The organism is Leucobacter sp. NPDC058333 (genome assembly GCF_042726155.1).
In the GTDB taxonomy this organism is placed as follows: domain Bacteria; phylum Actinomycetota; class Actinomycetes; order Actinomycetales; family Microbacteriaceae; genus Leucobacter.
On the sequence record NZ_JBHXHV010000002.1, the window covers coordinates 405,245 to 417,979 of the forward strand.

Annotated in this window: 12 protein-coding genes; 2 read left to right on the forward strand and 10 right to left on the reverse strand. The window is 65.5% G+C overall.

Annotated elements, in window-relative coordinates; all coding sequences use genetic code 11:
• Nucleotides 1–30 precede the first annotated feature (30 nt).
• The 3 genes from ACFWHR_RS09695 to ACFWHR_RS09705 form a co-directional block, all read right to left on the reverse strand.
• Nucleotides 31–618, reverse strand: coding sequence for a DUF559 domain-containing protein (locus ACFWHR_RS09695; protein ID WP_382448098.1), 588 nt, complete (start codon nt 616–618; stop codon nt 31–33).
• Nucleotides 619–1,232: 614 nt separating this feature from the next.
• Nucleotides 1,233–2,396, reverse strand: coding sequence for an acyl-CoA dehydrogenase family protein (locus ACFWHR_RS09700; RefSeq protein ID WP_382448099.1), 1,164 nt, complete (start codon nt 2,394–2,396; stop codon nt 1,233–1,235).
• A gap of 125 nt (nt 2,397–2,521) precedes the next feature.
• Complete coding sequence (locus ACFWHR_RS09705) at nt 2,522–3,757, reverse strand: CaiB/BaiF CoA transferase family protein (RefSeq protein WP_382448100.1); 1,236 nt, start codon at nt 3,755–3,757, stop codon at nt 2,522–2,524.
• A 155-nt stretch (nt 3,758–3,912) separates the two neighbouring features.
• Here ACFWHR_RS09705 and ACFWHR_RS09710 point away from each other — a divergent pair, with 155 nt between their 5' ends.
• Nucleotides 3,913–5,445, forward strand: coding sequence for a PucR family transcriptional regulator (locus ACFWHR_RS09710; protein ID WP_382448101.1), 1,533 nt, complete (start codon nt 3,913–3,915; stop codon nt 5,443–5,445).
• Nucleotides 5,446–5,451: 6 nt separating this feature from the next.
• Here the strand turns inward: ACFWHR_RS09710 and ACFWHR_RS09715 are convergent, their stop codons facing one another.
• The 5 genes from ACFWHR_RS09715 to ACFWHR_RS09735 all read right to left on the reverse strand — a co-directional run bounded on the left by ACFWHR_RS09715 (nt 5,452) and on the right by ACFWHR_RS09735 (nt 10,276).
• Nucleotides 5,452–5,637 carry a hypothetical protein gene (locus ACFWHR_RS09715; protein WP_382448102.1) on the reverse strand — a complete coding sequence of 62 codons (186 nt, stop codon included), beginning with the start codon at nt 5,635–5,637 and terminating at the stop codon, nt 5,452–5,454.
• A 123-nt stretch (nt 5,638–5,760) separates the two neighbouring features.
• A complete protein-coding gene (locus ACFWHR_RS09720) occupies nt 5,761–6,465 on the reverse strand; it encodes a hypothetical protein (protein WP_382448103.1) in 705 nt (234 codons plus the stop codon).
• A gap of 22 nt (nt 6,466–6,487) precedes the next feature.
• A complete protein-coding gene (locus ACFWHR_RS09725) occupies nt 6,488–7,120 on the reverse strand; it encodes a hypothetical protein (protein ID WP_382448104.1) in 633 nt (210 codons plus the stop codon).
• Nucleotides 7,121–7,146: 26 nt separating this feature from the next.
• Nucleotides 7,147–7,665 (reverse strand): amino-acid N-acetyltransferase, encoded by a 519-nt coding sequence (locus ACFWHR_RS09730; RefSeq protein ID WP_382448105.1) that lies wholly within the window; start codon nt 7,663–7,665, stop codon nt 7,147–7,149.
• Nucleotides 7,666–7,750: 85 nt separating this feature from the next.
• Nucleotides 7,751–10,276 carry an ATP-dependent Clp protease ATP-binding subunit gene (locus tag ACFWHR_RS09735; RefSeq protein WP_382448106.1) on the reverse strand — a complete coding sequence of 842 codons (2,526 nt, stop codon included), beginning with the start codon at nt 10,274–10,276 and terminating at the stop codon, nt 7,751–7,753.
• A 137-nt stretch (nt 10,277–10,413) separates the two neighbouring features.
• Here ACFWHR_RS09735 and ACFWHR_RS09740 point away from each other — a divergent pair, with 137 nt between their 5' ends.
• A complete protein-coding gene (locus ACFWHR_RS09740; RefSeq protein ID WP_382448107.1) occupies nt 10,414–11,052 on the forward strand; it encodes a histidine phosphatase family protein in 639 nt (212 codons plus the stop codon).
• Nucleotides 11,053–11,074: 22 nt separating this feature from the next.
• Here the strand turns inward: ACFWHR_RS09740 and ACFWHR_RS09745 are convergent, their stop codons facing one another.
• Nucleotides 11,075–11,431, reverse strand: coding sequence for a YbjQ family protein (locus ACFWHR_RS09745; RefSeq protein ID WP_382448108.1), 357 nt, complete (start codon nt 11,429–11,431; stop codon nt 11,075–11,077).
• A gap of 79 nt (nt 11,432–11,510) precedes the next feature.
• Entirely contained in the window at nt 11,511–12,722 is a 1,212-nt protein-coding gene (locus ACFWHR_RS09750) for a serine hydrolase domain-containing protein (RefSeq protein ID WP_382448109.1), read from the reverse strand.
• Nucleotides 12,723–12,735: the final 13 nt, after the last annotated feature.

Below are 12,735 nucleotides of genomic sequence, written 5' to 3' on the forward strand. Positions count from 1 at the left end.
AGGGACGGCACCCCCTCGCACTTGCACGCGTCACACCCCTAATGCGTGGGCCACGCGCTCGGCGATCTGTCGATGTCCCCGCAGCACCTCGCCCGCATGGAATCGCATCACGAGGTACCCCTCCGCGCGAGCGCGGTCGAGTCGCCGCAGGTCTCTCAGGTATTGGCGCTGGTCGGTGCGGTGCTGCTCACCGTCATACTCGACGATGAGCTTGAGCTCCTCACACACGAGATCGAACCGCCCGATGAAACCCTCTTCGTCGTAGATCTCGCACTGAAGTTGAAAGTACTTCGCAAGCCCGTAGGCCTCGAGTATCAACCGCAGGAGCGTCTCCATGCGCGATTCAGCGCCGGTGCGCGCGAGCGCGAGCGCTCTGCGCGCTGTGCCAATGCCAACGAGACCGCGGCCTCCGAGGTGCTGCCAGGCCTCGCTAAACGAGTCAGGCGTGCAACCGACAAGACCCCTCCGCGGGAGCACGAGATGATCGATCGCGACGACGAGTTCCCGCAGCGGCAACCGTTCTGCGGCTTGAATGAGCGCGAAGTGGGGAGGCGCAACTGGCAGCCCTCGGCTGTCTGCGATCGGCTCCCACGCGTATCGTGTCGCGTGCCCGACCACGCCGGCTGCTCGACGTGCTCGTCGCGGCCATCGAGTCGTGACGTGCACGGGAAACCGCCCCGACTCGTGGCGGATGGGGCACCCCATCAGCACCAGCGCAGTCTCATGACTAAAGGCTTCGCCGTCGCGCAACAACAGAGCGAACGCCCTCGCCTCGCGCACCGGCTGAGAGTCAGGTGAATCGTGCAGCGCCCAAGATTGCGGTGCCCCAGCCCGCCTGCGAACCCCGTGGAATGGCCGGTCGAAGCGCGAGTGCCTGACGACGTTGGCGCCCATCCCAAGATGTTCGGCTCCGGCCGTGCGAAAGGGCCGGTCGCCCCAATTCGGTGGCAGGGGGTTTCGGGGAGTGGGCATACCTCCAGCTTGCCGATGTCACTCCGGCCGCGCCGAGAGGCGGCCCAAGTTGTGCACAACTAGTTCGAAAAACCCAAGATCCTCACCTGTGAGCGTCCTCACCACTCTCCCCGCCCACGAGCTCCCCATTCTGTCGTCGCAAATGATCCGATCGTGAAGCTGAAGGGATCATTTGCGACGACAGAACGAGGGGCAGCGCGGCGCGGGTGAGCAGGGGCAGGAAGGGGCGAGGGCAGGGGCAGGGAAGTAGAGCCAGACCCCTAGAAGGCCGCGATGCCCGTGAGTTCGCGGCCGATCACGAGCTGGTGCACCTCGTCAGTGCCCTCATAAGTGCGCACGGACTCGAGGTTGGCCATGTGGCGCATCACCGGGAAGTCGGAGGTGATGCCGTCGCCACCGAGAATGGAGCGCGCGGTGCCCGCGATCTTGATGGCTTCGCGCACGTTGTTGAGCTTGCCGACAGAAATCTGGCCGTGAGTGAGATTGCCCGCATCCTTGAGACGCCCGAGGTGCAGCGCGAGCAGCAGCCCCTTTTCGTACTCGAGGAACATATCGGCGAGCTTCGCCTGGATGATCTGCTTGCCACCGATCGGGGCGCCAAACACCTCGCGGGTCTGCGACCGTTCGACGGCGACCTCGAGGCACGAGCGCGCCGCGCCCATGACGCCCCACGCGATACCGAACCGGGCCTCATTGAGGCACTTGAACGGCGACGACAGGCCCTTCGATCCGGGCAGGATCGCGTCGGCGGGAAGGCGCACGTCTTCAAGCACGATCTCCGTCTGCAGCGACGCGCGCATCGAGAGCTTGTTCTCGATTGCGGTGGCCTGGAATCCGGGGGTGTCGGTCGGCACGATGAAGCCGCGCACGATGCCCTCTTCATCCTTCGCCCAGATGACGCCGAGCTGGGCGACGGTGGCGAGGCCGATCCAGCGCTTCTTACCGTTCAGCACCCACTCGTCACCCTCGCGGCGCGCGTGGGTGAGCATCGTGTTGGGGTCGGATCCGCCCTGCGGTTCGGTCAGACCGAAGAACCCGATTGCCTCACCGCGGCCCATCGGCGGCAGCCAGCGCTGCTTCTGCTCTTCCGAGCCGAACTTGTAGATCGCGCCCATCGCGAGCGAACCCTGCACCGAAAGCGCGGTGCGGAAGCCGGAATCGACAGCCTCAAACTCCATCGCGACAAGACCATAGGCGACCGACGATGCGCCGCGCAGGCCGTAGCCGTTCAGGTACATGCCGAAGGCGCCGAACTCGCCCACCTCGGGCAGCAGCTCGACGGGCAGGCGGCGATCTTCAAATGCCTGGTCGATGATCGGCCGAATGCGCGTCTGCGCGAATTCGCGCGCCTTGAGCTGCCACTCGCGCTCCTCCTCGGTCACAAAGTCGGCGACGTCAAACAGCTGGTCGATGGTGGTGGTCATGAGGCTCCTCGAGTGAGACGGGGGTCGTAGGGGGTGAAGTAACCGGGTGAAGTAACCGGGTGAAGTAGCAGGGTGAAGTAGCAGGGTGAAGTTGCGGGATGAAGAAGTAGGAAAAGCGTGAAGCCCTACCGGGGCAGCCAATCGGCCTCCTGGTGCTCGCCGATACCGGGCGGCGGAACCTCGTAGTATGCGGGCGTCGCCGAGAACGAGATCGGTGTCGCCACGGAGCGCACGACCTGCGCGCTGCCGTCGGGGGCCGTAGCGGTCGTGGCCGCGACCGGTGCGAGCCCGAGTGAGTCCGCGAGTTCGAGCGCCTGCGCGATCGAGTTCACGCGGCCGGCGGGAATATTCGCCGCGGTGAAGGCGTCGATCCATTCAGCGGCGGATCGCGTGCGCAACACCCGCTCAAGCGCCGCCCGCAGCTCGACGCGATGCGCCACTCGCTGCGGGTTCGTGGCGAAGCGTTCGTCGGTGACGAGCTCGGAGATTTCGAGCACGTCGCACAGGCGCGAGAACTGGCCGTCGGTGCCGACCGCGAGCGCGATGGCCTGGTCGGCGGCGGCAAACGTCTCGTAGGGCGCGATCGACGGGTGGGCGTTGCCCATGCGACCGGGAGACACTCCGGTTTCGAGGGTGGACGACGCCTGGTTGGCGAGCGCCGACAGCAGCGAACCGAGCAAAGTCACCTTGACGTGCTGACCCCGCCCGGCGACGGGTGATCCTGCGGTATCGCGCGCCCGCAGAGCCGCCTGAATGCCGATGACGGAGTTGAGCCCCGTGAGAATGTCAACGAGTGCGACGCCCACCTTGGTGGGTTCTCCCCCGGCCTCATCCGCCTGGCCTGTGATACTCATCAGCCCGCCGACGGCCTGCACCAGCAGGTCGTAGCCGGGGAGGTCGCGGCCCTCGGTGTCGCCGAACCCTGAAATCGAACAGAAGACGACGCCCGGGTTCTCAGCGGCGACGGCGTCGTAGCCGAGCCCAAACTTCTCCATGGTGCCGGGCTTGAAGTTCTCGATCACGACGTCGGCACTCAGCGCCAGCTCGCGTGCGCGGGCGACGCCTGCGGGGTCGCGCAGGTCGCAAACGACCGAGCGCTTACCGCGGTTCACTCCCGCGAAATACGTGCTCTGTCCGGCTGCATTCACCGGCGGGCTCCACTGCCGCGTGCCGTCGCCCTCTGGGCTCTCGATCTTGATGACGTCGGCGCCGAGGTCCGCCAAGATCATCGTGGCGTGCGGCCCCGCGAGCACGCGGGAAAAATCGGCGACCCGGATCCCGTGCAGCGCCCCGAACGGGGCGCTTCTAGTCTCGCCTGTGTGCTGCGGCTGCGTGTGCTGCGGCTGCCCGGTGCCCGTCATTGGCGCGCTCCTCGTCATTGATCGTGTGTGGCCTGGGAGCGTCACATCTGCTCCGCGACCGCATTGCCAGTACCGCCAGTGTAGGCGGATTCGTGGAGCCGCCTGCTGCACGGCTTGCATATCTGCGACCGGCTCACCTGTGCAAGAATCACTGCATGGTCGCCTTCTCCCAGCTCCTTGCAATTCAGCATTTGCAGCTACGTCTCGTGCAATCCGGTGCGGGCGATCCTGATATCACGTGGGTGTCGAACACCGAGCTGCTCGACCTAGGTGCCTACTTGGAGGGCGGCGAGATCATTCTGACCACGGGCCTCGCGCTCGCACCGGACGATCACCGCTGGCGCGACTTCGTCGCCGGCCTGAATCGCGCACGGGTCGCCGCAATCGGCTTCGGGGTCGGCGTCGTGCACGAGCGCATCCCGCCCCTGCTGGTGCAGGCGGCCAGCACGTACCGGGTCGCTCTGTTTGAGGTGCCGCTGCCCGTGCCGTTTATCGCCGTGAGCAAGGCCGTAGCTGAGTTGCTGCGGGCCGACGAGCTCGGCGCGGCACGCGGCGCACTGCAGGCGCAGCAGCGCCTGCTCGAGGGAGCCCGCGGCGAACAGCAACCGGCGGAGGTGCTCTCGAGTCTCGCCCAGATGACGGGCAAGCATCTCGCGCTGCTCGGATCCGATGGCACGTCGCTCGCGGCAACCGCTGGCTTCGCCGCTGCCGATGCGGCGGCGGCGACTGAACTCATCGATCTCGATTCCGGCGGACGCTACCGGCTGGCCGTAGCGGGCGGGCCGCCGCTCACGCCCGAGGGTCGCTCCATCGTCGCCGCGGGCGCGATGGTCCTCGGCCTCGCCCTCGGCGGCAACCGCGCAGCTGACGGCCGCGAGCGGGAACGCTGGGAACGTCTCACCGCGGCGCTGCTGGCGGGCGCGCCGGCCGCACACGGCATCGGGATCCTCGCCCCCGGTGTGATCATCTCCGAGCGGATGCGCGTGCTCGCGCTGCAGGGCGCGGCCGAAAACCTGGCGGCGTGGCGGCGCGAACCGCGTTCAGGTCTCGACCGGCTCGTCGCGCCGAGCACAGACCCCGGCCCGGTGCCCGGCGTCGAGCGCGCGTGGCAGATCGTTGACGATGCGGCGGCCTGCATCGACGCGGCGCTCGCTGCCGCGTCTGCACACAATCTCGACGTCGTCGTCGGGCGCCCGGCCGCGCGCGATGAGGTGGAACTCAGCCGCCGCTCCGCCGCCGCACGCCTCAGGTCCCTGTCGCCGACGGCGCCTCTCTATGCCGCTCCGCGGGTCCCCGCAGTCGTATGGGCCGACCGCGATACGCCGGTGCTCGAGGCACTACTCGAGGCGGAATCTGATGTGCTCGGCACAACTGGCTGGAACCCCGGGCTCTTATCCCGCCGCGTGCTCGGACCACTCGCGGAATCGTACTCGAGTTCGTACGCCGGAGCCGATGGCAACCCGGCCACAGTTAGCGCCGACGACCGTGCGATGCTTCGTGAAACACTGCGCACGCTGTTCGCGGCCGACGGGCAGCGCGGGCCCACCGCGACTGAGCTCGGCATTCATCGCAATACACTGCGCGATCGGGTGACGCGGATTGAGCGGCTCACCGGCAGATCGCTCGCGGACCCTGACGATCGCGCTGAGTTGTGGATCGCGCTGCGCCTGGAGGAGTCCGGCGGGTAGCGCGGCTCAGCTCGCGGCTGGTGCGTCAGGCGCCGCGAGTTTCTCGACGTGCGGCTCATGCAGCGCGCGCAGGGCGCCGTTCATGTCGCCGTGGAGCACATCGTCGATGAGCTCATCGAGGGCCACAGCTTCGTTCGTGCCCTGGTTCAGCTCGACACGAAGCCCGTTGCTGGGGACATGGTTTTTCGTCATGCCGTCAGAGTACTCCCGCGAAGCTTAGAGCGAGACCACAATTGGGCATCACTTTGCCCACAGTTACGCCCACGCCCACGCCCGGAGGTGTCTGGGGCTAGCGCACAACGCACTCACGCCCGCTCAATTGCCTTCCGGCAACATAGTCTGCCAGCGCCCATCAGCATTGGGGCCAACTGAATCATCCTCGGCAAGCGAGACTTCCACTGGATAGGAGAGCAATGTTTCGATCGGCTCCCACGAAGCAAGACGAGCCTCCACAAGGTCGTCTAAGCCCTCGATTTGAGCCCCACCGATTTCTCCCAGCGTGTCGATGCTCAGAGGAGGTGGCCACGGCGCGCCATCAACATAGAGCGCGACGCGGCAGAAGATTGCGTCATTGATTACGGCGTAGCTCATGCCGAGATCATCACGCACATCTTCTACCGAGAGTCGAGCAACGTTCTCTACATCAACAGTGTGAGAACGACGCATTGTCGGGAGCTGTAGCTTGACGTCCCGGACCCCTGCCGGAATGGTCGCGTAAAAGATGACCATTCTGGTGGGCACAGGCGCGCGCATGTCGCCCGGCCACGCTGACCACCCTTTCGAGATCCGTTCAAGGGCATCACCTGACGGGCCGACCGAAAGCGGGTTCATTTCTTGTCCCGTCTCCATCACCTCCGCGAGAAGGTGTTCGTCACCGGGATGGCAGGTGAGCACCACGACGAACTCAACCTCTCCTGAGCGTCGAGTCTGCAGGAGAATCTCGTGCGCTACCGGCACCTCAATTTCGAGCCGCTGCTGGTAGTAGCGGGTGGGTGCCAGATCTCCAAGCGTGAGGCGCATGCGATCTTCACACCACCATCCGCTAGTACAGCAGGAACTGAGCGGTGCCCGTGCCCTGCACGCCAGCCGCGGTCGTGCGCAGGTGATAGGAGGCGCCGCCCGCCGCAACCGCGTCGCGAGTGATGTCGCAGGTCTCGGGGCTCGAGCGCGTGCGGTCCCACGTGATGGCATCGGTCTTGAGCGGCTTTTTCGGCTCCAAAATGACAGCCAGGTGCTCCGCATTCTTTTGGCAGTCGCCCGACCGCCACACTTCGTCATCACCACTCGCGACGACAAAAGTGAGGTTTGCACTGCCGAGATCTGCCGAGCACGCCTCGTCGCCCGTGTTTTCGACACTGAGCGAGAGCTTCGGGTTCTCCCCCGCCGCGTAATCGCCTTTGTCGGTTGCGGGCGTGACGGTGAACTGGCCCGCTGAACACTCCGGTACGTCACTGCCGTCGTCAGTTTCTTCACTGTCGGTAGTCGCGGTCGATCCCGCAATGTCCTTCGGAACCTCGACTGTGTCGGGGTTCGCCATATTGCTGTGCGACCCCGGGCGCAGAATGATCAGCACGATGGCCACGATCACCGCGAGCAGGCACAGCAGTACGATCAGCCGGCGCCGCACATACACGCTGCGATCTTTCGGTCCGACGGGATCCTTCAGGGTCGACATGGCGTCAGCGTATCCGCGTTCTCTGACTACAGGTGCTTCAGCATGCGCGTGTTGCCGAGCGTGTTCGGTTTCACGCGCGCCAGATCCAGGAACTCCGCAACGCCCTCGTCACTCGAGCGCAGCAGCTCGGCGTACACCTCGGCGGCGATCAGCTCGGTATCTTCGCTCATCTGCTCGAAGCCGTGCTTACCGAAGAACTCGGTTTCGAAGGTCAGGCAGAACAGTTGCTGCAGACCGAGCGCGCGCGCCCGGTCTTCAAGCGCGGTGAGTAGTTGATGCCCAACACCCCGGCCCAGCAATCGATCTGAGACGCCGAGCGTGCGCACCTCGCCGAGCTGCTCCCACATCACGTGCACGGCGCCGTACCCGACGACAGCATCCGTCGCATCGACCGCGACGAGAAACTCGGGCACGGCTGCGTACAGGTCGACGAGGTCTTTGCCGAGCAGAATGCGTCTCGCAACGAGGGGCTCCATCAGTGCAACCATCTGCGGCACATCTCCGGTGCGCGCGCTGCGAATACTGATCTCGGGGCCGGCGTTCATCAGCCCAGTCTAGGCCCCGCCGCGCATACAGAACGGGCCCGCTGCCGAAGCAGCGAGCCCGTTTACTGTTGCCGAGGGGCGGAGGTTACTCCGCGGTGCCCGGGGTGGCCGCCGTCGAGGCGACCGCGGCAGCGGCAGACGCCGAAGACGCGCTCGGATCGCGATCAGCGCGACGCTCGGTCTCGAACGTGAACTCGCCGTCCACGAAGTCGACCTTCACCAGATCGCCGGCCAGCAGTTCGGCGCTCAGGATGCGCTCGGACAGGCGATCCTCGATCTCTCGCTGCATCGCGCGGCGCAGCGGGCGAGCACCGAGTGTCGGATCGTACCCGACCTCGGAAAGACGCTCGCGCGCCGGCGCCGAGATCTCGATGTGCATGTCGCGATCGAGCAGGCGGTCTTTCAGCTGCTTGACGAACAGGTCGACGATCTGCAGCAGCTCCGGCTTGGTCAGCTGCGGGAAGACGATCGTGTCGTCGACGCGGTTCAGGAACTCGGGCTTGAAGTGCTTCTTGAGCTCCTCGTTGACCTTGCCCTTCATCATGTCGTAGCCAACCGAGGAGTCGCCCTCGAGCTGGAAGCCAACGGGGCCACCGGCGATCGCGGTCGAACCAAGGTTCGTCGTCATGATGATGACCGTGTTCTTGAAGTCGATCACTCGGCCCTGGCCGTCGGTGAGGCGACCCTCCTCGAGAATCTGCAACAGCGAGTTGAAGATGTCGGGGTGTGCCTTCTCGATCTCGTCGAAGAGCACGACGGAGAACGGCTTGCGGCGCACCTTCTCGGTGAGCTGGCCACCCTCTTCGAACCCGACGAACCCGGGAGGAGCGCCGAAGAGACGCGACACAGTGTGCTTCTCGCCGTACTCAGACATGTCGAGCGAGATCAGCGCGTTCTCGTCGTCGAACAGGAACTCGGCGAGTGCCTTTGCGAGCTCGGTCTTGCCGACGCCCGTGGGGCCGGCGAAGATGAACGAGCCAGAGGGGCGCTTCGGGTCTTTCAGGCCCGCGCGCTGACGGCGGATAGTCTTCGCGAGTGCCGAAATGGCCTCGTTCTGACCGATGACGCGCTGGTGCAGCGCCTCCTCCATGAAGCGAAGACGCGAGGTCTCCTCTTCGGTCAGCTTGAAGACCGGAATACCGGTCGCCTGTGCAAGCACCTCAGCGATCAGGCCCTCATCGACCTCTGCCTTGGTCGCAACGTCGCCCGCGCGCCACTGCTTCTCAAGGCGGAGTCGCTCAGCGATCAGCTTCTTCTCTTCGTCGCGCTTGTTCGCCGCCGCCTCGAAGTCTTGACCCTCGATCGCCTGCTCCTTCTCGGCGCGCACGATCGCGATCTTCTCATCGAATTCACGCAGCTCGGGCGGGCTCGACAGGATCGACAGCCGCAGGCGTGCGCCTGCTTCGTCAATGAGGTCGATTGCCTTGTCTGGCAGGAAGCGGTCTTGCACGTAGCGATCGGCCAGATTCACCGCGGCGACAATCGCGCCGTCGGTGATCGAAACCTTGTGGTGCGCCTCGTAGCGGTCGCGCAGGCCCTTCAAGATGTTGATCGAGTGCGGCAGCGATGGCTCCGCGACCTGGATCGACTGGAACCGACGCTCAAGCGCGGCGTCTTTCTCGAAGTGCTTGCGGTACTCATCGAGCGTGGTGGCACCGATGGTCTGCAGCTCACCGCGAGCAAGCATGGGCTTCAGGATGTTGGCCGCGTCGATCGCACCCTCGGCAGCACCCGCGCCGACGAGCGTGTGGATCTCGTCGATGAAGATGATGATGTCGCCGCGATTGCGAATCTCTTTGGTGACCTTCTTCAGGCGCTCCTCGAAATCACCGCGGTAACGGCTACCGGCGATCATCGAACCGAGGTCAAGCACGTAGACCTGCTTGTCCTTCAGCGTCTCGGGCACCTCGCCCTTGATGATTGCCTGCGCGAGCCCCTCGACGACGGCAGTCTTGCCGACGCCGGGCTCGCCGATCAGTACCGGGTTGTTCTTGGTGCGGCGCGAGAGGATCTGCATGACCCGCTCGACTTCCTTTTCACGACCGATGACCGGGTCGAGCTTGCCCTCGCGCGCGGCCTGCGTCAGGTTGCGGCCAAACTGGTCGAGCACCTGCGAGCCCTTCGACTCGCCGCCCGTCTCGGGCGCGCCCACCGTCGCACTCTCTTTGCCGGCCTGGTAGCCGGAGAGCAGCTGGATGACAGTCTGGCGCACACGGTTGAGGTCGGCGCCGAGCTTGACGAGCACCTGCGCCGCAACGCCCTCACCCTCGCGGATGAGGCCGAGCAGAATGTGCTCGGTGCCGATGTAGTTATGACCGAGCTGCAGCGCTTCGCGCAGACTCAGCTCGAGCACCTTCTTGGCACGGGGCGTGAACGGGATATGCCCCGCTGGCGGCTGCTGCCCGGTACCGATGATGTCGGTAACCTGCGCACGCACCGCGTCGAGCGAGATCTCGAGCTGCTCAAGCGCCTTCGCTGCAACGCCCTCGCCCTCGTGAATCAGGCCGAGCAGAATGTGCTCAGTACCGATGTAATTGTGGTTGAGCATCTTCGCCTCTTCTTGGGCGAGCACGACAACGCGGCGAGCACGATCAGTGAATCTCTCGAACATCTCCTACCTCCTTGCGACGCCTGGAGCACGGGAAAGGCGCCGCCGATGGACCCAGGTTACGTGGTGATTCGGGATCGCGGTGCCGTGTTCGCCGCAGGCGTGACAGGCGGTTCACACCGCGCGGCTACGGTGGAGGCATGAGTTCTTCCGGGATCCCCGCCGCCTCCCTGCTGATCGTGCGTCATGGAGAGACTGACTGGAACATCGGTCGTCGCATTCAGGGTCGCACCGACATTCCCTTAAATGAGACCGGCATCGCGCAGGCTGGCGAGGTCGCCGAGCTGCTCGGACGTGCTGGCGACTGGCAGCGCGTCGTGGTCTCGCCGCTTGACCGCGCGGCGACCACCGGCCGCATCATCGCTGAGCGACTCGGGCTCGCCGGGCCTGAGATCGCAGAAGACATCATCGAGCGCGACTTCGGATCGGCCGAGGGTGAACTGGTGCGCGACGCCGAGGCACAGTGGCCCGGCCTCGATGTGCCCGACGCCGAGCCGCCGGGCACTCTGGCTGAGCGCGGAGCTGCAGCATTCGAGCGCCTACTCCGGGAAGCGCCCGGGTCCGTTGTTGTGGCTCACGGCGCGCTCATTCGGGCCGCGCTGACGACGCTGAGCGGGGAGGAGGCACCGCGAATTCTCAACGGCGAGGCCTGGCTGCTGTCAGCACAGGAAGCGCCAAGCGCGACCGGGACTGCAGCCCCGGCGCCAACCCCGTCTGCCACCCCGGGCCGTATTACCGTCCGCCGCCTCGGCACCCCCGCACGCCAACACGCACTCTGACGCGAGAGCGCGGTCGCGCGAGCTAGCTCTGGGCCTGGGCCGGGTTCGCCGGAGTCTGGGGAGCGAGCGGCTCGATCACGACGGCTGTGCCGTAGGCGCAAAACTCCGTGAAGTTGCCAATCGATCCCGAATCGAAGCGCATGGCCACGACCGCGTTGGCGCCGCGTGACTGCGCCTCTGCCCACATGCGATTCATGACTTCCCAGCGTGACTCGTAAATCACCTTTGTGTACTCGGGCATCTCGCCGCCGCCGAGAGCGCGGAAGCCCGCGGTGAAGTTCTGGCCGAAGTTTGCCGACCGCACCGTCAGGCCCATCACTTCCCCGAGCACCTGCGTGATGCGGTAGCCGGGAACATCGTTGGTGGTAACTGCGAACATGTGTTGATCCTCTGTGTGTGACTGGTGCGACTAAGACACGGTGCGCTCGGCCGTCGCCTCCGAGAGCAGCATCATGAACCTACAGCTCGCCCTGGTGCAGCGCCAGCGAAGCGGTGTCGAATGCGCGCAGCGTCCAGAACAGCTTCTCCGCGTCTTGGGGCGTTGGCCAGCTCGACACCTTCACGCCGACGACGCCGGTGATCCGGTTCATATAGATCATCTGACCGTGGATTCCGAGGGCCAGCATCACGTCTCCGCTCTCGCCCGGGAACCAGAAACCGTTGCGGTACATCCCTCCCGGCATCAGCGTCGGCTCGCTCGCGTTTGCGAAAGCCTCGCGCGAATCCAGGCCGCCAGCGTAGGTGTCGTCGACCCACCAGGCCGGCACGACCGCGGCAGCATCGAGCGCGGCCCCACCGTTGACAAACAGGTGACCGAAGCGAGCGAGGTCGCGCAGTGCTGCCGAGACTCCCCCATCGAACATGCCGGCGCCGACCGAATCAACGCCAACGTGCGCCGAGAACTCGGCGCCCATCGGCTGCCAGAGCCGCTCCGACATGACATCTGCTGGGTGGCGGCCCGTGGCGCCCTGGATCACGAAACCGAGCGCGTCGGTCTCGCACGACTTGTAATCGAATGCGCCCCCGTGTGGACCATCTTGGCCGAGCGTCGCGAGGAAACCGAGCAGGGTGTTCGGCACCTCGGGGTGCTTCTTCGTCGCCCATCCGATCGCTTCCTCGAGCAGGCGCACCTCCGCGTCCTCGTTCAGGTACTCCTCTGAGAAGTGCACCCCGGTGCGCATGTCGACGAGGTGCCGCACGAGGGCACCGGCGTAGCCGGATCCCGCGAGCTCGGGCACGTAGTCCGTAACCGGTCGGTCGAGATCCAGCTCGCCGCTTCCCGCGAGTAGGCCAGCCGTTGTCGCCGTCAGCGACTTCGACACCGACATCAGCAGGTGCATCGTGCCGGGCGCCATCGTGCCGAGATACTGCTCGCCAACGATCGTGCCGCGGTGTGCCACGAGCCACCCATCGGTGTGGGTCGACTGCATCACCTCACCGAATGACGCCACGCGATCTTCCCAAGGGTGCGGAATGATCAGCGACTCGAGGTCCACCGGCCGACGCGCGAACTCTGTAATTCGCGCGCCGCTGGCAATCTGGTGAACTGGCAAGAAACTCTCGATATTCTGCATCGACCACTGCAGGTAGGGGGCGATTTGCCACTGGTCTAGTGTCGGCGCCCCGATTCCCGCGGTCGAACTCGTCCCGTAAATGGTCTCGGCACACATCCGCTCAGTATCC